General features: G+C 36.4%; 19 protein-coding genes and 1 tRNA gene. 13 read left to right on the top strand and 7 right to left on the bottom strand.

What is annotated here, in order from left to right:
* Nucleotides 1-30 precede the first annotated feature (30 nt).
* Both WAA86_RS14100 and WAA86_RS14095 read left to right on the top strand, forming a co-directional pair.
* On the top strand, nt 31-984 hold the full coding sequence (locus WAA86_RS14100; RefSeq protein ID WP_337301659.1) for a transketolase family protein: 954 nt from the start codon (nt 31-33) through the stop codon (nt 982-984).
* Nucleotides 985-1,215: 231 nt separating this feature from the next.
* Nucleotides 1,216-1,794: an outer membrane beta-barrel protein gene (locus WAA86_RS14095; protein WP_337301658.1), complete on the top strand. Its 579-nt coding sequence runs from the start codon at nt 1,216-1,218 to the stop codon at nt 1,792-1,794.
* A 70-nt stretch (nt 1,795-1,864) separates the two neighbouring features.
* Here WAA86_RS14095 and WAA86_RS14090 read toward each other — a convergent pair whose 3' ends face one another.
* Complete coding sequence (locus tag WAA86_RS14090) at nt 1,865-2,812, bottom strand: FKBP-type peptidyl-prolyl cis-trans isomerase (RefSeq protein WP_337301657.1); 948 nt, start codon at nt 2,810-2,812, stop codon at nt 1,865-1,867.
* A 78-nt stretch (nt 2,813-2,890) separates the two neighbouring features.
* On the opposite strand from WAA86_RS14090, the gene WAA86_RS14085 reads away from it, so the two are divergent.
* From WAA86_RS14085 to WAA86_RS14075, 3 genes are read left to right on the top strand one after another with little or no spacing between them, the layout of a single operon-like run.
* Nucleotides 2,891-3,262 (top strand): RNA-binding S4 domain-containing protein, encoded by a 372-nt coding sequence (locus WAA86_RS14085; RefSeq protein ID WP_337301656.1) that lies wholly within the window; start codon nt 2,891-2,893, stop codon nt 3,260-3,262.
* Nucleotides 3,249-3,830, top strand: coding sequence for a methyltransferase domain-containing protein (locus tag WAA86_RS14080; RefSeq protein ID WP_337301655.1), 582 nt, complete (start codon nt 3,249-3,251; stop codon nt 3,828-3,830). Before WAA86_RS14085 ends, WAA86_RS14080 begins: the two co-directional genes overlap by 14 nt.
* Before the next feature lie 11 nt (nt 3,831-3,841).
* The gene (locus tag WAA86_RS14075) at nt 3,842-4,339 is read left to right on the top strand and encodes a phosphoribosyltransferase domain-containing protein (protein WP_337301654.1); all 498 of its coding nucleotides are present in this window, start codon (nt 3,842-3,844) and stop codon (nt 4,337-4,339) included.
* Here the strand turns inward: WAA86_RS14075 and WAA86_RS14070 are convergent.
* Entirely contained in the window at nt 4,331-4,843 is a 513-nt protein-coding gene (locus tag WAA86_RS14070) for a shikimate kinase (protein ID WP_337301653.1), read from the bottom strand. The two genes, WAA86_RS14075 and WAA86_RS14070, sit on opposite strands and share 9 nt — an antisense overlap.
* A 138-nt stretch (nt 4,844-4,981) precedes the next feature.
* On the opposite strand from WAA86_RS14070, the gene WAA86_RS14065 reads away from it, so the two are divergent.
* Nucleotides 4,982-5,054: transfer RNA gene (locus WAA86_RS14065), tRNA-Lys, on the top strand.
* A 114-nt stretch (nt 5,055-5,168) separates the two neighbouring features.
* Here the strand turns inward: WAA86_RS14065 and WAA86_RS14060 are convergent.
* A complete protein-coding gene (locus WAA86_RS14060) occupies nt 5,169-5,576 on the bottom strand; it encodes a response regulator (protein ID WP_337301652.1) in 408 nt (135 codons plus the stop codon).
* 324 nt (nt 5,577-5,900) lie between these two features.
* On the opposite strand from WAA86_RS14060, the gene WAA86_RS14055 reads away from it, so the two are divergent.
* From WAA86_RS14055 to WAA86_RS14025, 7 genes are all read left to right on the top strand, one after another.
* Complete coding sequence (locus WAA86_RS14055) at nt 5,901-7,091, top strand: GAF domain-containing sensor histidine kinase (protein ID WP_337301651.1); 1,191 nt, start codon at nt 5,901-5,903, stop codon at nt 7,089-7,091.
* A gap of 531 nt (nt 7,092-7,622) precedes the next feature.
* A complete protein-coding gene (locus WAA86_RS14050; protein WP_337301650.1) occupies nt 7,623-8,126 on the top strand; it encodes a DUF4402 domain-containing protein in 504 nt (167 codons plus the stop codon).
* 20 nt (nt 8,127-8,146) lie between these two features.
* Nucleotides 8,147-8,989 (top strand): molecular chaperone, encoded by an 843-nt coding sequence (locus WAA86_RS14045; RefSeq protein WP_337301649.1) that lies wholly within the window; start codon nt 8,147-8,149, stop codon nt 8,987-8,989.
* An 11-nt stretch (nt 8,990-9,000) separates the two neighbouring features.
* A complete protein-coding gene (locus tag WAA86_RS14040; RefSeq protein ID WP_337301648.1) occupies nt 9,001-9,525 on the top strand; it encodes a DUF4402 domain-containing protein in 525 nt (174 codons plus the stop codon).
* Nucleotides 9,525-12,137, top strand: coding sequence for a carboxypeptidase-like regulatory domain-containing protein (locus tag WAA86_RS14035; protein WP_337301647.1), 2,613 nt, complete (start codon nt 9,525-9,527; stop codon nt 12,135-12,137). Before WAA86_RS14040 ends, WAA86_RS14035 begins: the two co-directional genes overlap by 1 nt.
* Before the next feature lie 492 nt (nt 12,138-12,629).
* Nucleotides 12,630-13,802, top strand: a complete 1,173-nt coding sequence (locus WAA86_RS14030; RefSeq protein ID WP_337301646.1) for a LytR/AlgR family response regulator transcription factor — start codon at nt 12,630-12,632, stop codon at nt 13,800-13,802.
* Between the two features lie 38 nt (nt 13,803-13,840).
* On the top strand, nt 13,841-14,230 hold the full coding sequence (locus WAA86_RS14025) for a response regulator (protein WP_337301645.1): 390 nt from the start codon (nt 13,841-13,843) through the stop codon (nt 14,228-14,230).
* Between the two features lie 492 nt (nt 14,231-14,722).
* Here the strand turns inward: WAA86_RS14025 and WAA86_RS14020 are convergent, their stop codons facing one another.
* From WAA86_RS14020 to WAA86_RS14005, 4 genes are all read right to left on the bottom strand, one after another.
* Nucleotides 14,723-15,157 (bottom strand): response regulator, encoded by a 435-nt coding sequence (locus WAA86_RS14020; RefSeq protein ID WP_337301644.1) that lies wholly within the window; start codon nt 15,155-15,157, stop codon nt 14,723-14,725.
* Nucleotides 15,158-15,375: 218 nt separating this feature from the next.
* On the bottom strand, nt 15,376-15,780 hold the full coding sequence (locus WAA86_RS14015) for a response regulator (protein WP_337301643.1): 405 nt from the start codon (nt 15,778-15,780) through the stop codon (nt 15,376-15,378).
* 1 nt (nt 15,781) lies between these two features.
* Nucleotides 15,782-16,801 (bottom strand): response regulator, encoded by a 1,020-nt coding sequence (locus WAA86_RS14010; RefSeq protein WP_337301642.1) that lies wholly within the window; start codon nt 16,799-16,801, stop codon nt 15,782-15,784.
* Between the two features lie 126 nt (nt 16,802-16,927).
* A complete protein-coding gene (locus WAA86_RS14005) occupies nt 16,928-21,328 on the bottom strand; it encodes a PAS domain-containing protein (RefSeq protein ID WP_337301641.1) in 4,401 nt (1,466 codons plus the stop codon).
* Between the last annotated feature and the right edge of the window lie 269 nt (nt 21,329-21,597).

The raw sequence follows: 21,597 nt of genomic DNA, 5'->3' as shown, positions 1-21,597 counted from the left end.
ATATGGCACCATTCTAAAGAAAAAACTACGATGAAAAAATATATAGATCAAGGAAAAAACGATACAAGAAGCGGATTCGGTGCCGGGTTGACAGAGTTGGGAAGAACAAACCCCAATGTGGTTGCCCTTTGTGCGGATTTGGTGGGCTCTTTAAAAATGGAGACATTCATTGAGGAGAATCCTGAGCGTTTTTTTCAAATCGGAATTGCCGAAGCCAATATGATGGGAATCGCTGCTGGATTGACGATCGGGGGAAAAATACCTTTTACAGGTACCTTCGCCAACTTTTCCACAGGTAGGGTTTATGACCAGATCAGACAATCCATTGCCTATTCGGACAAGAACGTAAAAATCTGTGCTTCCCATGCCGGGGTAACCCTTGGAGAAGATGGAGCCACGCACCAAATATTGGAAGATATCGGTTTAATGAAAATGCTACCCGGAATGGTGGTCATCAACCCATGTGATTACAACCAGACCAAAGCAGCGACCATAGCCATAGCCGAACATGAAGGCCCGGTATATTTGAGATTCGGGAGACCCAAAGTAGCCAATTTCACCCCGGCCGACCAGAAATTTGAAATAGGAAAAGCCTTAATGCTCAATGAGGGTACCGATGTTACCATTATTGCAACGGGCCATTTGGTCTGGGAAGCCCTAATTGCCGCTGAAGCATTAGAGGCCCAGGGCATTTCTGCCGAGGTAATCAACATCCATACGATAAAGCCGTTGGATGAAGAGGCCATTTTAAAATCCGTCAAAAAAACAGGATGTGTCGTTACCTGTGAAGAGCACAATTTCTTGGGCGGACTGGGAGAAAGTGTTGCCAGAACCCTGACTCTTAACCATCCCGCACCTCAAGAGTTTGTGGCCACCCAGGATACCTTTGGCGAAAGTGGTACGCCAGAAGAATTGATGGAAAAATACGGATTGAACAATAAAGCCATTGAAAAAGCCGTTGTAGGTGTGTTAAAAAGAAAATAATCAAATGCCCCTATAGGGAGAAGAGGATTCCAAACATGGAAAACGGCGAAAACTGTGGAACATAAAACAACTAAACTGCTATGATCACCAACTAGAAATAGAGGGATTATTTAGCGGTTTTTTTGTGCCATCAACACACTTTTTCGTGTTAAGATAAATTCTTTTTAAGTCAAACTATTAACAGAGTTGTGCCTTAATTGCGCAACGTATTCTAATTAAAAAGGACACATTATGAAAAAAACAGTTTTAGTTGCATTTTTTGCTTTGATCGGAGCTACAGCATTAGCCCAAAACGGACCAGGATTTGGTATCAAAGGGGGTCTTAACTACGCCGGTAACGGAGATTATTTTGATTCCACGGCAGACGCCTATGAGAATCCGGACAAAAATGTGGGTTATCATTTAGGGATCTTTGGTAAAATTGGAGATAAAATCTATTTCAGACCCGAGTTGGTTTATACCAAAACCAAATCTGACTACGACAACAACAGCTTGGACATGAGCAAATTGGACGCTCCCCTGTTGATTGGCTTGAACATTGTTGGCCCTTTGAATGTTTTTGCCGGACCTGCATTTCAGTATATTTTGGACACTGATTTTGATGGGGTTACCATTGGTGACGTAGAAAACGATGTAACTGTTGGCCTGAACATTGGTGCCGGACTGAGCTTTGGCAATTTTGGCTTGGACCTTAGATACGAAAGAGGTTTCAGCGAAAATGAGGTGACTGTTCTTTCTGCTGAAAGATTTAATGATAGAATAGACACAAGACCAGACCAACTTATTTTGAGTTTATCCTTTAAAATGTAATTACAAGTATCAACCATAAAAAAAGCCCGCTAGTGTTAGCGGGCTTTTTTTATATGATCTATATGCCATTCTATTTTGTATCCTTGTCCAGATAATCAGGAATACCATCCCCATCGGTATCGGGGAAAGTGATATTGCCATTGGCATCGATAATAATTTCCTCTCTCGTTGGAGTGCCATCACCATCATCGTCCTGATCCTGATGGTTTGGGATCAAACCGGTCCTGGCCTTTACCTCGGCCTCTCTATCGGTATTGTCATTGTTCAGATTGCCATCGCCATTTAAATCTTCCAAAATGGACGGAATTCCATCATTGTCATAATCCGTATCCGGCACCATTAAACCTACATCCAATTTGAATATAAGGGGAGAGTATTGTGAAATTCCTCCCTGTATCTGATTGAAATAACCAAGACCCGAAGGCATAATTACCATGCCTATGCCGCTATTCGTGATCCTTGTAGTACCATCATTGTTCACTACAATATTATCTCCCGCTTTCATTTGACTGATCCCTCTGGAATAGCCCCTAAGAAAAAAGGGAAGGTATTGCCAAGAGTAATCCGCGGTCCCATCAAATACGGTACCGTTCAATAGGGATCCTTCATATCTGATATAGGTAGAATCCGCTACGGTAGGCCGCTCCCCTTCTCCTTCTCTTGCGATAAGGTAGTAGTAGGTATGTTGAACGCTTTGTTCGCTCTCCAGACCAAGATCGGTATTGGTCACCGTAACCGTTTCAGATTGCACTTGTTGCATCAAGGGTGTTTTGTTGGCATTCTCCCCAGCGATAGTGTCTATTTTAATTTTATAATCGAAATCTGCGGATGGATTGGCGAACTCCTCATAGTTGTAAAAATGGGTCGCCAAAAATTCTTTAATGGATGCATCATTCTCCAAGGCCACTTCATCCAAAGCCCTAGGTGGTATAGTCTCAAAACCAGGATCATCATCCTTTTTACAGGACCACACCATTCCTATCAATAAAAACAGTAAAAATATTCTGTTTACTCTCATGAATCTCTTTTTAAGGTCCGCAAGATACAATTTTCCCTTATTTTTGTAGAAGTCAACAATAAAGAATTTCAATAGTTTATGCGCGTAGATAAATTCCTTTGGAGCGTACGGTATTTCAAGACCAGGAACATCGCTACAGAGGCCTGCAAAAAAGGTCACATCAAAATAAATGGACAGGCGGTTAAGCCCTCACGGGAGGTTTATCCCACAGACAAGTTCGTGGTGCGCAAGGACCAGATCAATTACGAATTTACGGTTCTTGACATCCCTCCCAACCGCGTGGGGGCCAAACTTGTGGACATCTACAGGGTTGATACCACCCCTAAGGAAGCATTTGCCCAAAACGACCTCTTAAAATACTCCAAAGACTATTACCGTAAAAAAGGCACTGGAAGGCCTACCAAAAAAGACCGCAGGGACATAGACGACTATATAGATGAAACTGACTAAAGATTTCTGGGAGGAAAAATACCGGTATGGCGAATTAAAATGGGACATAGGCCATGTTTCCACGCCATTAAAAGCATATATCGACCAACTGGGAAACAAAGAGATCAAAATTTTGGTCCCTGGTGCAGGGAATGGCTATGAGGTCATCTACCTGCATGGATCTGGATTTCGGAATGTATATGTGGTTGATCTGGCAGAACAGCCCTTGGCTCATATTGCCAAAGCCTGTCCCGAATTTCCAAGGGATCGATTGATCCAGGCCGATTTCTTTGATCTGGAAGAGTCCAATTTTGATCTGGTGCTGGAACAGACCTTTTTTTGTGCCCTGCACCCGGAACAACGCCCAGAATATGTCAGAAAAATGACAGAGCTTCTAAAGCCGGGTGGTAAAATCGCCGGCTTGTTCTTTGATTTCCCATTGACCGACGTTGGACCGCCTTTTGGAGGAAACAAAAAAGAATACCATGCCCTATTTAGACCCTTTTTCCAAATTAAAATATTGGAAAGGGCCCATAATTCCATTCAACCCAGAAAAGATAAAGAACTGTTCTTTATCTTTGAAAAGTAAACAAGCACCAAATGCAGAACCAGATATTATCCCACGCCCAGATTCAGCACAAGATCAAACGCATTGCCTATCAAATCTATGAGGCCAATGTGGAAGAGCCGGAAATAATTTTGGCCGGAATTGAAGGTGGTGGACTGTTGTTCGCAAAAAAGATCAGGACGGTACTCCAGAAAATAACCGAGGCAGAAATTACACTTTGCAAGGTTTCCATGGACAAGAAGAATCCCGTAGCCAGTGGTGTAACGACCTCCATGCCCGAAGAGGAGTATGCCAATAAATCGGTGGTTTTGGTAGATGATGTCCTAAACTCAGGAACTACACTGATCTATGGGGTGCACCATTTTCTAAGGGTCCCATTAAAACAATTGAAGACCGCTGTACTGGTCAACAGGAACCATAAGAAATATCCCGTCAAAGCAGATTATAAGGGCATTTCCCTGTCTACTTCCCTACAAGAGCATATCAAGGTTGAGTTTAAGGCCAAGAACGACTCCGTTTCTTTAGCGTAACAGCGATTTTATCTCCTTTGCAATGTCCTCAGGGCTCCCATCGCCAGCAATGGTATGCGTGGCCATGGAATAGAATGGGGAACGTTCAAAAAGGTGCTTCCCGAAAAATTCTGGAAGATCCGCATCCTCTATATGGGCAATCAATGGCCTTTCTGATTTTTCTTTGGAAAGTCGTTTTACCAATTCCGGAATGGACACCCGTAGGTAAAAAACATGATCGGTAAACTTGGAAATAGCATCCATATTTCCGCTATAACATGGAGTGCCTCCACCGGTGGAAAGAATAATTTCAGAATTTTTTTCCAATACTTCCAATAAATATTGATGCTCCAATTTTCTAAAAAAAAGTTCTCCTTTTTCCTTGAAAATGGTTGAAATTTTCATCCCTGTCTTATCCTCAATAAAACTGTCCAAGTCTAAAAACCTGAAACCCAAATATTTGGACAACTCCTTACCTACTGTGGTCTTACCACTACCCATGTACCCAACCAAAACAATTTTCATGCTAATATTTTGGGTAAAAATGATTCAAATAAAGGGGATTTCAAAAAAAAATAAATTTATTCGAAAAAAGCCTTGTGAAATAAAATAATGCCCTTATATTTGCACCCGCAAACAGCAATATGCTAGCGCTGAAATAATGACCTGGTAGCTCAGTTGGTAGAGCATCTCCCTTTTAAGGAGAGGGTCCTGGGTTCGAGCCCCAGCCCGGTCACAAGATCTTAATTGATTAAAAAAAAAGCCCATAAACATTACGTTTTTGGGCTTTTTTGCTTCTACTATCTATTTATCTCGGGTTTAATTCAATTCGCGTGCTCCTTTAACTGGTTCAATGGGCCTTCTTTTCTGCAACCAATAACAATTGCTTCAGTTTGTTTGGGGTTAGTGGCTTTCCTATAAAATCTATCACCATATCATACTCCTTTGATTTTTCTTGATCCTCATGGTCAATGGAGGCACTTACAACATAAACCCCGACCCTGTTCCCTAGATCCATTTTTTTTAATTGGTCCAAAAATTCCCACCCGTTCATTACCGGCATGTTCAGATCCAAAAATATGACCTCAGGCAATGCCTCATTGGTTTTTACCATGAACCTTAGATCATCCAAAGCTTCCTTCCCATTTTCATATACAATTATGTTGGAACAAAAACTTCTGTTATAGTTCAGCAACACCTTGGTACCGTAAACGAATATCGGGTCATCGTCGATGATACATACTGTATTATGCTTCATAATATTGAATATAAGTAATAAAGTACAAAAATAATTTTGCAAAACTAAGAAAATTCTTACAAAAATTAATTTGACCACAAAATACTGTTTCCATTGCTCAATGTTTACATTTTGCTAATTGATTAAATTTAAATTACTTGAAGTTTAAAGTCTTCAAATATTTCAAAATACTTAAGAATATTACTAGATTGTAGTTGACATATTCCACAATAGACCAAATCTAATATTTAAATGACCTTATATCTCCTCAAAATATTGATTAAGGTCCTGTTCTATTAAAATTAAAGTCAATAGTTTTGTACCCAATTTAAAAACGTACCCCCAATGACATCTAGCAATGAAATCCTACGACAGAAGGTCATAGAATCCTATGATATTTTAGATACCCCTCCGGAAGAAATGTTTGATGATATTACATCTATTGCTGCTTCCATATGCAATACTCCCATAGCATTAATAAATATTTTGGCTGAAGACAAACAGTTTTTTAAATCCCATTTGGGAATAGATATAAATTCAACATCCTTAGAACATTCCATATGTAAACATGCTATTGCATCTGATGGAGTTTATTTTGAAGTACCCGACTTGAGTATAGACGAAAGGTTTAAGGAAAATCCTTATGTTTCCAATGACCCAAGTTATAGATTTTATTTTGGCGTGCCACTTACCGCACATAGCGGTGTTACCGTTGGAACCCTATGCGTATTAGGAAATAAACCAAAATCCTTAACAGAGAAACAAAAAAACAGCCTACAGAAGTTATCGAAGCAAGTGGTTTATTTAATGGAGTTAAGAAATAAAAATAAACTGTTAGAACTTTACCAATCTAAAGTGGAAGAATATTCTAAAAATATGGAAGAATTCTCCTATACCGCCGCACATGACTTAAAAGCACCTCTTAGAGGCATTGATTCATTCTTGAAGCTTATCATTAAAAAAAATGAAGGACAATGGGATGAAAAGGATAAAAAGTACCTTAATATCATGAATGAGAGCTGTGAGCGCATGAAAAGTCTTATTGAAGACCTCTTAAGTTTTGCAAGTAGTGGTACTTTAGATCAAGACAAAGAACAAATAAAACTCAAGGATCTTGTTGAAGAAATATTTGAAGGAATCACATCACACTCCATTAATAACTCCCCTAAACTAAACGTCCCTCATTTACCTATTATTAGTTCCTACAGAGTGCCCATCACAATTCTTTTTCAGAATTTAATGGAAAACGCATTAAAATATCAGCCAAATGATCAAACCCCTGAGTTACACATTTCATTCTCTGAGTCTTTAACAACTTGGACCTTTGAAATTAAGGACAATGGAATTGGAATTGAAGAAGAATATCTTGAACGCATCTTTAAGCCCTTCAAAAGACTGCACAATCAAACAACATACTCCGGAAGTGGCCTAGGTTTGGCAACCTGTAAAAAAATTGTTCAAAATCTAGAAGGCCAAATTTGGGTTCGTTCGGAAGTTGGAAACGGAAGCACATTTGGTTTCAAAATTCCAAAATAAATTATTAGTCTTATTTAATCCCATTGGTACCTACTCCATAGGGAGGCCGCTTTGAATACACGTCATAAAACTTGGGCATGTTTTGATGTGTCTACTCATTTTTACATACCTCATCTTAATTACCTTTACAGCACTTACAGTTCGATAAAAAATAGTTAGGTGTTCCCGTTCTGACCAAATATAGCTTTTAATCTATATCAAACACATGCCTCTCCCTCGAATAGCAATCTGCTACTAGATCACTTATGACCTAATTTGATACACTTATTTTATCAATCCACCGTCTACTAAGAGAATGTCCAAAATTTAAAAATGCACTTTGTAATGAATTACTTTTGAAATGCAACAACCACTTATATGAGGTAGCAGCACATGAATTTACTCTTTGAAAAGTATCCTGAGGTTTCATTAAAAGTAAAGAATTCGAAGCCCAAGTATACCTCTATGAGTACCTATACAGGCAATCCCCTGTTGCATGTGCCAGCCTCCGCCATATAAGGATATAATTAATATTAACCAAAACGAATACCTATGAACAAACATTCCCGAATCTTATCATTTGCTTTATTTTTAGCTGCTACAGCCGCTAGTGCGCAAGACTCTGCAACAGCCTCCACGACGGCCGAAATTATCACTCCAATCAGTATAGTTAATGCTGCAGACATGAATTTTGGAACTTTGGCTGCCGCACCCACCACAGGTACCGTTGTACTAGGGACAGACGGCAGTAGGAGCTCAACTGGAGGTGTTACCCTCTCCACTAGCGGAACAGCTTCGACGGCTGCATCATTTACCGTAACCGGTGAAGCTAATAGCACCTATTCCTTAACGCTGCCTTCTTCAATCACATTGTCTGGCCCAACGTCAACTATGACCGTAGATACCTTTATAAGTAGTCCAGCTACTCAAGGTACCTTGAATGGTAGTGGTTCTTCCACGGTAAATATAGGTGCTACTTTAAATGTGGGAGCCAATCAGGCGGACGAAGTCTATACAAATGCAGCTGACTTAACTGTTACCGTAAATTATAATTAAGCCTTTTTAAACACCTAACTATGATCCCCCATCCTTCCAAAAATATAATATTAGATAATCATCTGATTATTTTTGTATTGATCTTTCTTCTACAATCGGCCATTGGCCGTGCGCAAGGTGAATTGTTGGTATATCCAAAAAGGATTGTTTTTGGCAACCACAAACAATTTGAAAAATTGAATATTACAAATACGGGAATGGATACCACTTACTATACCATTTCTACATTAAATATTAAAATGGAAAAGGATGGGGGATTTCATATCATAGATAGCTCAGAAGCTGGTCATCAATTTGCAGATTCTAATTTCCGTTTCTTTCCAAGAGAAATAGTTCTGGCTCCAAAAGAATCACAAACAGTTAAACTGCAATTAATCAGAAGTGCGGAGTTAACACCAGGAGAATACAGATCTCACTTATACTTTCGTCATGACCCCAACAGAAATGGCAACCAAAAACCCAAAGCCTCAACAAATGCAAATAATGTTTCTATAAAGCTTACCCCCATATATGGAGTAACCATTCCCATAATTATACGTAAAGGCACTGTCAATGCAACGGTGAATATAGACAACTTTACCTTAGATACTTCAACAGAAGGATCACCTGTCGCAACCTTTCAACTAAATCGAAGCGGAAATAGATCTGTATATGGCAATATCGAAGTGACGCACATAGGTAGTAATCTTAAAAAAACAGTGGTGGGAAAAATTAACGGAGTATCTGTTTATACCCCTAATACAGAACGGATCATAAAACTTCCACTTTACATGAATACTGGAGTTGATCTTACCACTGGATTGTTACGTATTTCTTTTAAAGAAGGGGACCAACAGTTATTGGAAGAAGTGTATAAACTATAAATCTTCCAGTTATGCGGTGTAACACACTTATGAAAATTAGGGTAAAAGGTATTCTTATTAAGCTAAAAGCACTCGTTCTTAGTAATTGGATACTTTGCATCCTATTAACCTCTTCCCTAAATGCCCAAATTATTGGCGTCGAAACCATTCAAAATTTTAGTTTCGGAATGCTTACACAACAAGGCTCTGGAGGAACTTTGATCATGGATTCTACAGGTACTATTACCAACACTGGTAACGTTTATCATTTGGAAAGTTATGCTCCTTATCATACCGCATTGATAGATATTGAAGCATATTCAGGAACCAATATTTCTATAATAAATCAAGGTCCAAGTACCCTAACAGGTAGTAATGGTGGTAGCATTACCTTTGAAATTGGAGAAACAGACCCTCATATCCCCTTTGTAGTCAATACGGTTTCTCCGAATAAGACACGATTGAGACTTGGTGGCACGCTCACCGTGCAAGACAATGTCAACTCACCCCCAGGCACATACAGTGGATCCTTCCTCATTACCTTTAATTATGAATAATGCCCAAGGGGTTAAAAAGCATAATTCAAAGCACATTCATTGGAATTATAAAGTTTCCCAATGAGGCATTGTATTTCCTGCACATCCTTTTATTTTTCTTTATAGGCTTACAGACTTCCGCTGCTCAGCAAAAAGAAATAGAAATAGTCCCGATTAGTTTAGAAATATCAAAATTAGGCAGTTACAACATACTTTGTATTGTGGATAATTACAAGGTCTATGTCCCGGTAATTGAATTTTTTGAGCTCTTAAAAATCAAAAATAAACATACCTCAAATTTCGAAGAAATTTCTGGATTTATAATTCAAGAAGAAAATAATTATAACCTGAACAGTCTTACCAATGAGATATATTTTGAAGGTAAGACAACTGCTATTGCACCAGACGATATTAAGATTACAGGTGAGGCCGTATATCTTGAGGCTTCTAATTTTGGTCCTATTTTTGGTCTGCAGCTAAATTTCAATTATCGTAAAATGTCCCTTGGTTTAAAAACCAATCTGAAACTACCGTTTATAAGATCATTGGAAAGGGAACAGATATATAAAAAACTGGGGATAACAGCACCTACTATTTCTGCAGACACCCTTATACCTGGTCATTTAAGAATCAATGAAGGAGCCATAATGGACTGGGCAGTCACGAGCACCCAAATTAGTGAAAGAAAAAGTAGGTATACAGCTACACTAGGAATAGGCGCCGGAGTACTAGGAGGAGAAACACAGCTAAACCTTTATTATAATAATCAAAGTCCTGTTGAATTTTCACACCAATCCTTTCGATGGCGATATGTAAACAATTCCGCTAGATCATTAAAAGAAGTGGTTTTTGGACGAATTACCCCCTCAACTATCTCTTCCGTTTTTAATCCAATTTATGGTGCAAGTTTAAGCAGCTCCCCTTCAATCAGAAGAACTATGTTCGGTACTTATAAGATACAAGACAAAACAGAACCGGATTGGTTGGTGGAACTATATGTAAATGATAATCTTCTTGATTACCAAAGGGCTGATAAGAATGGAGCCTATTCATTTGACATACCTCTTATTTATGGAAATTCTAAAATAACCTTTGTATTTATTGGCCCATGGGGAGAGGAAAGAACCCAGGAAAAACGCATTAATATTCCATATGACTTTATTCCAAAAGGCACCTTGGAATACACGATGCACGGGGGTAAAGTCTTAGATGATGGCGATAACTATGTTTTCAAAGGACAGTTCTTTTATGGATTAGGAAACCGAATTACCATTGGAGCAGGGCTGGAATACCTAAGCGAAGGAAATGAGGGGAAACCAATACCTTTTACCACTTCCTCTGTAAGGCTTGGTTCCAATTTATTGTTTTCTGCAGCTCGTTATTTTGGGGTACTCTCGCAATTTAGTCTAAATGTAAACATGCCTCTTAACGCCCAGCTCCAAATAGATTACAATGCCTATGAAAGAGATCAGAAGGCTGTTCTCCATTCCGTTCTACAAAAGCAAAAAGTAGTTTTACAACTACCATTAAAAATCAATAAATTCTCATCATTACACAGGTTTACTTTTGCCAAACTAAAACTGCCACAATATGATGTTGCCAATTTAGACTGGCATACTTCCTTATTTTTGTACGGGGTCAATGCCAATTTTTCCACCACGGCTATTCTAAGAGATAGTGAACAGATAAGCCTATATAGCAACTTATCTATGCAGCTCCAACATTTACCAGAAATTGCCATTATTCCAGAATTAAAATATGAACACAATAGCCAAACCATAAGATCCGTAAAACTAGCCGTTGAAAAGAGAATCATAAACTTAGGAGCAGCCCGATTGTTCTATGAGCGTGACCTGGCAAGTAATCAAAACTACTTAGGTTTTAGTGCTAGATTCAATGTAAATCACCTTCAATTTTCAGTTTCGGAGCGGCACTCAAAGAAATATTTTTCTACTACCCAAGCAGCAAGTGGTAGCATTTTGTACCATACAAAATCGGATCGTATTCAATTTAACAATATGCATAGTATGGGCCAAGGCGTATTAACATTGTTGCCCTTTCTAGACCTTAACGCCAATGGTGTACAAGATAAAAAAGAACCACTCCTCCATGGATTAAAATACTCCCTCGATGGAGGTCATAGAAAACGAAAGAATCGCAACGGAAGTATTAGTCTTTTAAACCTAGTACCCTACAAACGATACCTACTTCGGGTGAATCCTGGGAGTTTCGACCAAATTGCTTGGGTAATTAAAGACCCCGTTATTGCCATTGATGTGGTTCCCAATCAAAACCAGCAGATATACATTCCCGTCTCGGTAATGGGAGAAATTGAAGGGCATATCAATAACCCAACTACCAAATCAGGCAAATTAATAGGAGGCATTCCCATAACAATCCACGATGTGCATGGAAAATTAGTGGCTACTATCATCTCAGAAAATGATGGTTATTTTGGATACTTTGGACTTTTGCCAGGGCAATATGAACTACGTATAGATAAAACCTATATAAAAAATTTAGGTATGGCTCCAAAAGTATCGGTCCTTCCTTTTCAGATCAAGGGTTCTGCCGACGGAGACTTCTTAGATGGATTTAATTTTGAATTACTCCCAATAGCCAATATTCCATAAGCCATTATTCTATTTGATCCTTTTTATGCTAAAAAATTATATCAAAAAACTATACTTATAAATTCAGATCAAAACGCTTATGCAACTCCGAGATACACTTATCGTTTGAGGTCCACACTTACTAAGTGTAGTAGGAATTCTTATGAAACAATCATTTTTGAGCGTAAATTTGATAAAAGTCACCTGTCCTAAAACAGTAAGCTGTGTTCAGTGGAATAGATTGTAAGTATAGCATCACTTTAAATAATAAAAGAGAGGTTAAGTCATTTAATTTTAATAGATAAGCCGCAAAAAAAACTATCTTACTTGGTTATGTATACAATGGGTGATCTTGTAAGATGGATAAAGAATTATCTCCCTGAAAACAGGGTAAAATCTATTTTTGGTTTTTGGTTCCCCCAAAAATTCTTGGTTACTTCGGTTTCCGAGAATTTTAAATATTTTTTTAGGGAATTAAGCCCAAATCGACCCCATAGGCTAATCGTACCTATTATGAGTCAAACAAAAACACCCTTTCTTCAGCCCATTGATATAAATGCTAGTGTAAAACCAACTTTATATTTGGATATAGAAGTTAAACTAATCTTAGCTGTTATATCTATGATCATTAAAAACTACATGGGCATTTTTACTTTTATAAAATTTTTTTTTAATACAATTACCAATATCAATATTCCTATATGTACACCAAGGCATAAAGGATGTGTTTTTCTTTTAACTTCTTTAAGTTTTTTATATATTATAAAAGCGCTTACTCTTAAGATTAGTAAGATGCAGGTGCGACTTATCAAATCAATCGCACCTTCTAAGTGTGCCCTATTTCTAGGTCATATCTCAAAGATCGTAAATAAAATTTTTTGTAAGGTTTACGACATATTAAACTCATTCTTTAAAGTTCAAAAAACACTTATGAAGACCATCTACGCGATGATTATATCACAGGAAAAAGAAACACTTCAAATATTGAGCAAATTTGCAAAAGAAAACTCAATGATCGTGACTATTGATGAAGGAGGATCTAATCTAAAAGAAGGAATTTCAATAATTAAAGAACGAAAACCTCAAGTAGTATTTTTAACGACCTCAACAGATAACCTAGCACAATTTGATTTACTACATACCTTGGATTTTAATATTCCCAAATTTATATTTATATCCGATGATAAGACTATGGCATACAATGCTTTTAAACTGAATGCTGTTGACTTTCTTTTAAAGCCAATGAATTTTAATGACATCATCATTGCTCTTTATAAAGCGATTAAAGTAATTGAAATGGAAATCAGTTATCAGAATGAAAAAGTAAAGGATATCGATACGATTAATTTAAAATTTCAAAATGATGAGTACCTCGCTATTTCTTCCATGGATAAAATTGAATTGGTGAAAATAGAGGATATCGTTTATTGTAAGGCTGATGGCAAGTACACTGAGTTTATATTACTAGGGAATAAGAAAATACTATCAAGCAAAAATTTAGGAGAATATAAAAATATACTTGACCACAACTATTTCTTTAGAATACATCATTCTTATATTGTCAACATCAAACAAATTGTAGGTATTTCTAAGAAAGATGGGCTTTACTGTGAATTTTCTAATGGTGCGCTACTACCCGTAGCCAAAAGAAGGCAAGAAGGTTTTGCAAAATTCATTCGACTTTAAATGTCATCCTTAATCTCTTTAATTAATTTCAAATCAATATGAACACAAAATATGATAAGGTAATGGTGGTTGACGATAACCAATTCGACATATATATCACCTCCAAATTAATTACAAGTAATGGTTTAGCCAAAGAAGTATTAGAATTTGATTCTTCCATCCTTGCCCTTGAATATTTAACAAATCATAAAGAGGACTACGACAAGCTCCCTCAACTAATTTTTCTGGACATATACATGCCAAGAATAGATGGCTTTGAGTTTATAGAAAAATTGAGAGGCCTAGGAAAGGCTATAAATGAATACTGTACCCTTTGCATAGTATCTAGTACTGTGAATGATTACTATATTCACAAAGCTAAAATTGATGAAGGGATCACACTTTTTACGAATAAACCTATTACCAAAGAGTTTATCAAGAGCTTGTAAGAATATGATAATATAATCATCGTTAAGTAAATACCAATGCTTGAAATTTAGGGTTCAAGATTTAATTAATTTAACCTAATCTAAGTATATAACTTGATATGTACCCAACCCTGCTATAAAATCATATGGAAATGATGACCTTATAATTCACCAAATATTAACTTCCGTTTTCAAATATTCATTAACGGATGATAAAACCCTTAACCAAAACTAAAATCAAGGAATTCATACCAATATTGTGATAGAAACATATAATTAAAATAACGGTATAGACTCATTGGAAGATTGGAAATTAGATTTACCAATCTTTTAACGATTTTCACTTTCAAGAAGAATATTTAGTTACTACACCAATTGTTTAAAAAAAAAATTGGCTACAAAGAAGAAATGATTGGGGTTATATCATTATAAAATTTTGCGATACATTTTATCAAGTCTTTTAACAAAAACCTAATATGAATAGTGGATCCTTTGAATGATTGTTTTGAACATCTACCTTTGATGCTCTCCTATGAAATTCTCCTGTAATAGTTTGGAGTAGTTGATCCAAAACTGAACAGCTTTGGTCACCAATTGCTCAAAATCATCAAAATTAACAGGTTTAGTTAAAAACACAGAAGCATCACCTTTATAAGATTTCATCACATCTTCTATTGAGGAAGATGTACTGAACACTATAACGGGAATGTTCTTTAACATCAATTCATTTCTAATGAATTCCAAGACTTCATAACCATTCTTCTTTGGCAAATTAATATCCAAGAAAACTAATTCTGGAATACAACTGTTGTCATTAAAAAAATCCAATGCCTCTTGTCCGTCTTTTATAATGGTTGACTCGGCCACCACAATGCGCTCTAAGACCTCATTCATTAAGAATAGATCCCCTTCATTGTCGTCTATTAACATAATATGGTAATGCTTCATTATTAGGGGGAATTTTGAGTAAAATTAAAAGTGATCTATTCGATCACACTTTACTAAAAGCATTAGTCCATATAATTGGTCTATAATGTTTTAATTATTTAATTAGTTCACAAAAGTCAACATAAATTAATTCTAAAGCGACTAAAATTAACTCTAAAAGATAATTTTTATCAATTTACATGTATTTAGAACAATAGTCCGTGCAATTCCTTTTCTTTTTAATCCTTTTTATGAAATGGTGACAAAAAATGATACTGTTCAAAACTCTCAATATCTTCCAGCTTTACTGGTTTAATGAGGAAGTCAAAAATATATTCGTAACCTTCGGCCTTTTCCTTATCTGTTTGATTAATTGACGACGTTATTATTGAAACATAAATATTTGATTTTAAACTTTTATCATTCAATGCGTCTAAAAATTCCCAACCACTCATTACCGGCATATTAATATCTAAGAATATTAGGTAATGATTTAGTTCTGAATCATTATCTATTAGTAACTGCAAAGCTTCTGTTGCTTGGTTAAAGATCATGGCTTTCGAAAGCTTAGATTTATCTAGAAGTTTATTGATCAACATGCAAATAACCTTATCATCATCAATAATTATAGTCCGATAATTCATATTAGTCATTTTCAATTTTAACCTCAGAGGCTTGTAATGAAATTTCCTTTATAATACTGTCCAATTCATTGGCGGAATTTAATATTTCATTCAGGTAAAAGGACTGATCTTCCGTAAAACTTGGAATATCATCCTTTATTAAGTTCATCAAACCCATTAATCTAGCCAATGGGGCCCTTACAATATGAGATTGTATCCAAGCAATTTCCTGTAATTTTTCGTTCTGATCTTCAATCGCTTTAATATACAACGTACGCTCTGTGACATTATTCGCTAATACTACCTGTGATTTTTTATCATCTAACATAAGGGGCTTACTGTGAACTTCGACGTCAATTATTTTTCCATTCTTTAATTGATGTTGGCCAAATAAACTCCTGTAAGAATCTTTACTCCCTTGTACCTTCTTTAGGTGTTCCAATAAAATATGAAGTTTTTCTTTGGGGAAGAGTTCGGTAACAGTCATCTCTAAGAATTCCTCTAAAGAGTAGCCGTATTCGTTCACTGCAGATTCATTGACATCTAAAAACTTTAAGGTTTCCGTATCATACACCCACATAGGTTGAGGACTTAATTGGAACAGATCGTTGTACCTTTTTTTGGATTGCTTGAGATCGGTTATGAATTTTTTTCGATCAATATTGTGTAAAATACTTTGATACAAGGCCAATGGACTCAGAATATCTTTTACAAGATAGTCCGATATGCCCAATTGTATGGAACGGACACTGAACGGCATATCTGTATAACCTGTCAAAATAATTATTGGGATTTCCGCACTAATAAGCAACATCTCCCGAACCAATTCTTCCCCGTTTTTATCCGGTAAAGATAGATCCAATAGAATAACATCGAAAGTTTGTTTACGAGTAACAAGTATGTCTTTGGCTTCCTTAAAATTCTCCGCATTCGTTATTTTCGGATCTAGGATATGCTCGTCCAAGTATTCCTCTACCAGCACCAAATCTCCCGGGTTATCTTCTATGACCAAGAGATTGTATTTTCTTTTGTCTTTATCCATTCGATTTTGTTTTTTAAGAACTTGTGCTTGGCTGCACAATAACGCTTTATCTTTTTTGTGTTATAATTTAAATTGGTTTTAATGTAGATAATACCTGATAAAATATATTAAGATTAGTGTAGTTGCCTATTCATTTTTTTTGATGGTAAACACAAACGTACTTCCTTGACCTTCATCACTGTTAACCCATATTTTACCTCCTAGGTTATTCACTATCTTTTTTGTGATTGCCAGTCCCATGCCCACTCCTCCAAATTCATTCTGAGTATGCAGACGTTGAAAAATTATAAATATTTTTTCAAAATATTCTGGAGCAATGCCTATACCATTATCCTTAACGCTAAATTTCCAAAATAATTTTTCCTCTTCACAGGTGATTACAATTTCAGGTACAGTTCCGGGCTTTTTATACTTTAAACCATTACCAATTAGGTTAAGAAAGATTTGTCGTAAAGGCGACTTAAAGCTCACTATTTGAGGCATTTCTCCAATAGTAATTATTGCTTTTGATTCAGTAATTTGTTTTTTATGTAATAGTAACACTTCGTTTAACAAAGCATGAATAGCAATGGTTTCTAATTTCTCCGAAGAATTACCCACCCTAGAATAATCCAAAAGTTCCAGAATAATCTCTCGCATTCTTTTGGCACCATCTACGGCATAATGGATATATTTTCTCCCTTTATCATCAATAGAATCTTTGTACTTACTTTCTAAAAGCGATAGAAAACTCGTGATCATTCTCAACGGCTCTTGAAGGTCGTGTGAAGTTACATAGGCAAACTGCTCTAATTCTGAATTTGAAATTTCAAGTTGTTTTGCCTTGTTTTTTAATTTTCTATTCAATTTTTTTAGAGAATCTTCATATAATTTTCTGTCGCTTATATCTTGTAAAGCGCCTATTACTCGTATAGGTCTACCTTCATCATCCCTCAAAATTCGGGCATGGTCTATGACATAAGCATAGGTCCCATCACTCTTCTGAAAACGATACTTATTTTGATAATTGGCAACTTCAACTTCCTTTAAAGAATCTGTTGCCATCTTAAAAACTCTTTCCTGATCATCTTTATGGACCAAAAGAGACCATGTTTTTATAGAAATCGTATCACTATCTATGTCATGCCCAAAGCGTTCGAAGAATCCATTACCCCAAAACACCTTATTGTTTATCACATCCCAATCCCAAATAGCATCTTGTGTAGCCTCCACTACCTTTGAAAACCGTTCATTTGAAATTTTCATTTTCTCTATTGCCTCTTTTGAGGAAGTAATATCCTTACCCACACAATAGGCAATACCATGTTCAACAGCCGGCGTTATAGTCCAAGAGACCCATACAATATTACCCTCAACATCTACACACCGTAATTCCAACAGTATAGATTCTTCACTGTCAATAAGATTTTGCAATGAAGAAAGTGCTTTTTCTTTGTCATCTTCATGAATGACATCAATAAACTTAAGTTGTGATTTAGGCTTGCTGCCTTTATTTATTATAGCATTTAATGCTGGATTTATACGCTTAAAAACTCCATTTTGATCTAGACTGCAAATAAAATCCGGCGTAAAGTTAATTATCTGATTTAGCTCTTCTTCTAATTGTTTTCGGGCAATTTCTGAACCAAAATAGGAACCAAATTCTGTTAAATGTGCGTGTCGATTGCTTATGGTTTTTTGAGCATCATCCAAATAAAGGATAACAGCTCCAATAACTTGATCATTAAATAATATAGGGATTCCAAAGGCTGTTTCAAGTCCTGATCTTTTTGCCTCCAATTGCCCATTAAATTCCTCAATCTCTGCCAAATTAGGCCAAAACTGTAATTCTTCCTTTTCCCAAGTCAACCCGGCAAGACCCATCCCTTTGTCCAAACTGTTTATTTTGGCTTTATGACCATAACAATGGTCAAATTTCAGATCGGAAGTACAACCGCGAACTAAATTTATTTTATTCTTCTCTGAATTTACCAACCAAGCTTCCGCCACGTTAAAATGGCCGAATTCTAGTAAGAGTTGTAATACGCTATCCAGAGAGGTTTTAAGATCCAATTCCAAAGTAAACACCTTAGAGACTTCATGAACCAAATTTTGATAGAGTTCCTTATTCTTAGTTTCCGTAATATCTTTTTGAATAGAGATCCAATGTGTAAACCATCCTTTCTCATCTGCTACAGGGGCCATGGATAAGTTCACCCAAAATTCCTCCCTATCTTTTGTGTAGTTTAAAACATCCACGTCAATTTTCTTCCAGGCACGTAAATCTTTACCCAGTTGCTTTAAAACCTTTTTATCTGATTTGGGGCCCTGCAGCATTCTTGGTGTATTACCGACTACCTCTTCCTTAGAATACCCGGTATGTCTAGTAAACGCCTCATTGACATAAATTATTTTTGGACCGTTTGGCGCATCGAAAGGTTCTGCTTCTGTGATAATGACCGTATCATTTGTTTTTTCGATGACCGACTCGAAAAGCCTTAACTGTTGTTCCCTATTTTTCTGTTGGGTAATGTCTTGCATGGCACCCACCATTCTTATAGCGGTTCCCACACTGTCCCTTACGATAAAGGCCCTATCCATCACTTGAAGATAATCTCCATCAGATTTTTTAAAACGGTATTCTTCTATCCAAGTGCTCCCCGATCCTTCAAGAGCTTCATGAAGTCCATTTACAGCCCTTTCATGATCATCGGGATGTAATTGTTTTTCCCAAAACTTATTAGATTCTTCATAAAGCTCGTCAATTTTATATCCGAAATTCACTTCAAAATTTTCACCTCTTACAACCTTATCTGCTTTTATGTCCCAATCCCATAAGGTATCGGATGTAGCTTTTGATGCCAGTTTGAATCGTTCATTATATTCAAGAATAGCCGCTTCATTCAAATAATTATCGGTCACATCGATCACCGTGGAAATCATTAAATTTTGATCTGGCAAAGGGATGTTTTTTGCATTTATAATTCGTTCCTCTCCATCCTTTCTTCTTATTTTAATGCCTTCCCAGACCATTTTGTCCATGTCTCCACTTAAAATATCTGTGGTGATACGTTCTTTTATTTCTTTTCTGATCGTTTTATCCGGATAAATTTTTTCGAAAAAGGCTTCAATGTCAGAAAGTTCTTCCACTGGCCAGCCATAAATCTCGCTGAATTTCTTATTCATGATGGTAGCTTTCCCACTATCTACCTTATTTACTGCAATACCAATAGGTAAGTTATCTAAGGTTTTTTCTATAAAATGGTTGCGTTCTCTTAAGGATTCCAGAATTAGCTTTTCTTCGGTTATATCCAAGATGATGGCATCCCACGAAACACGTCCTTTTTTATACTCATTAGGCTTTCCTATCCCTCTATGCCATTTAATAGTTCCGTCCTCAAGACGCATTCTCCAATCTACCTTCCAATTGGACATTTCTGCTGCAGATCTTTTTAAAGATTCTTTAACCCGGGGCACATCTTCATCTAAAACATAATTCCAGATAAGGCTGTTATCTTTCATAGCCTTTTCTGCTAACGTCCCCCAAATATCCAAATACCCCTTGCTTGCGTAACTGAGTATATACCCTTCATCCTTGTCCTGTTTGAAACTGAACACAACTCCAGGGATATTATCTGTTAGCGCAGATAATTTTTGTTCAATAAGCTTGCGACGGGTAATATCTGCATGGGTACCAATCATCATTAATGGTTCTTTCTCTGGAGTCCAACTGCCAATTTTCCCTTTGTCGTGGATCCATACCCAAGAATCATTCTTGTGTTTCATTCTATATTCAAGATCAAAGTGATCAGACTTTTTTTTGAAGTATTTTTTTAATTCATGATTAAAATTCCTTTTATCATCTGGATGTATTCGATCTTTCCATTCCTTTACACTTAAGTTACCTGACTCGTTTATATCCAAACCAATCAATTCTCCCCAGGTTTTGTTTAAGGTAATTTCATTGGTCTGTACGTTCCATTCATAGGTCCCAGCATTTGTACTTTCAATAATATTTTCTAGCCGTTTTGTTTTTAGGGTTATTTCCTCCTTGCTTTTTAAGAGGTCTATCCTATTTTTTCGTAGTTCCAACAAATGGGATACCTGATTGGAGAGCGACTTTAATGCAGTAACCTGACCTTCACTTAACTCTTTTGGTTGATGATCAATAACACATATACTTGCTATTACGACCCCATTAGCATCGGTGATTGGATGTCCAGCATAAAAAATAATATTAGCATCATTCGTTACGAACGGATTATCTTTAAAACGATCATCTTCTAATGCATTTGGCACCACAAAAAGTTCATCAACATGTTTATGGACGTGTTTACAAAATGAATATTCCAAGGGTGTTTCGGAAATGTTGAGCCCATGATGCGATTTAAAAAATTGCTTTTTTTTGTTGATAAAAGTTAAAAGTGAAATAGGGGTATCACAAATGAACGAAGCTAATTGTGTGATTTCATCATACTCCTTTTCTGGCAATGAATTAAATATTTCGTAGGATTCCACAACACTAATTCGTTCTTGTTCAATATCCATGGGTATGAGTTCATTTTAAGTTAGGTTAACTGTCCATTGGAAGATAGAAAAATAACTTTAAAAGCATAAATTTATTGCTAATTAAAGCTTACATTTTTCAACAAATCTCATGTTTTATGGAGTTCTTCATTAGATATCTAGCATACATTTTTCATTGTACTTAAAGGAGCTTATTATAAATATATGCTTCTTTAACAAATAGGAAGTAATGCCCTTCTAAGCGCAAAAAAAACAATCTTGTGTCATGAAGCAATGCACCTGGATAAATG

The organism is Sediminicola sp. 1XM1-17 (assembly GCF_037203765.1).
In the GTDB taxonomy this organism is placed as follows: domain Bacteria; phylum Bacteroidota; class Bacteroidia; order Flavobacteriales; family Flavobacteriaceae; genus Sediminicola.
Note: the sequence above shows the minus strand (reverse complement) of the source record. Positions and strands in the feature narration are given on the sequence as shown.

Bases quoted from the DNA above. Each gene is read 5' to 3' on its own strand.
- WAA86_RS14100 (WP_337301659.1), top strand. From the start codon at position 31: ATGAAAAAATATATAGATCAAGGAAAAAACGATACAAGAAGCGGATTC.
- WAA86_RS14095 (WP_337301658.1), top strand. From the start codon at position 1,216: ATGAAAAAAACAGTTTTAGTTGCATTTTTTGCTTTGATCGGAGCTACA.
- WAA86_RS14090 (WP_337301657.1), bottom strand. From the start codon at position 2,812: ATGAGAGTAAACAGAATATTTTTACTGTTTTTATTGATAGGAATGGTG.
- WAA86_RS14085 (WP_337301656.1), top strand. From the start codon at position 2,891: ATGCGCGTAGATAAATTCCTTTGGAGCGTACGGTATTTCAAGACCAGG.
- WAA86_RS14080 (WP_337301655.1), top strand. From the start codon at position 3,249: ATGAAACTGACTAAAGATTTCTGGGAGGAAAAATACCGGTATGGCGAA.
- WAA86_RS14075 (WP_337301654.1), top strand. From the start codon at position 3,842: ATGCAGAACCAGATATTATCCCACGCCCAGATTCAGCACAAGATCAAA.
- WAA86_RS14070 (WP_337301653.1), bottom strand. From the start codon at position 4,843: ATGAAAATTGTTTTGGTTGGGTACATGGGTAGTGGTAAGACCACAGTA.
- WAA86_RS14060 (WP_337301652.1), bottom strand. From the start codon at position 5,576: ATGAAGCATAATACAGTATGTATCATCGACGATGACCCGATATTCGTT.
- WAA86_RS14055 (WP_337301651.1), top strand. From the start codon at position 5,901: ATGACATCTAGCAATGAAATCCTACGACAGAAGGTCATAGAATCCTAT.
- WAA86_RS14050 (WP_337301650.1), top strand. From the start codon at position 7,623: ATGAACAAACATTCCCGAATCTTATCATTTGCTTTATTTTTAGCTGCT.
- WAA86_RS14045 (WP_337301649.1), top strand. From the start codon at position 8,147: ATGATCCCCCATCCTTCCAAAAATATAATATTAGATAATCATCTGATT.
- WAA86_RS14040 (WP_337301648.1), top strand. From the start codon at position 9,001: ATGCGGTGTAACACACTTATGAAAATTAGGGTAAAAGGTATTCTTATT.
- WAA86_RS14035 (WP_337301647.1), top strand. From the start codon at position 9,525: ATGCCCAAGGGGTTAAAAAGCATAATTCAAAGCACATTCATTGGAATT.
- WAA86_RS14030 (WP_337301646.1), top strand. From the start codon at position 12,630: ATGAGTCAAACAAAAACACCCTTTCTTCAGCCCATTGATATAAATGCT.
- WAA86_RS14025 (WP_337301645.1), top strand. From the start codon at position 13,841: ATGAACACAAAATATGATAAGGTAATGGTGGTTGACGATAACCAATTC.
- WAA86_RS14020 (WP_337301644.1), bottom strand. From the start codon at position 15,157: ATGAAGCATTACCATATTATGTTAATAGACGACAATGAAGGGGATCTA.
- WAA86_RS14015 (WP_337301643.1), bottom strand. From the start codon at position 15,780: ATGAATTATCGGACTATAATTATTGATGATGATAAGGTTATTTGCATG.
- WAA86_RS14010 (WP_337301642.1), bottom strand. From the start codon at position 16,801: ATGGATAAAGACAAAAGAAAATACAATCTCTTGGTCATAGAAGATAAC.
- WAA86_RS14005 (WP_337301641.1), bottom strand. From the start codon at position 21,328: ATGGATATTGAACAAGAACGAATTAGTGTTGTGGAATCCTACGAAATA.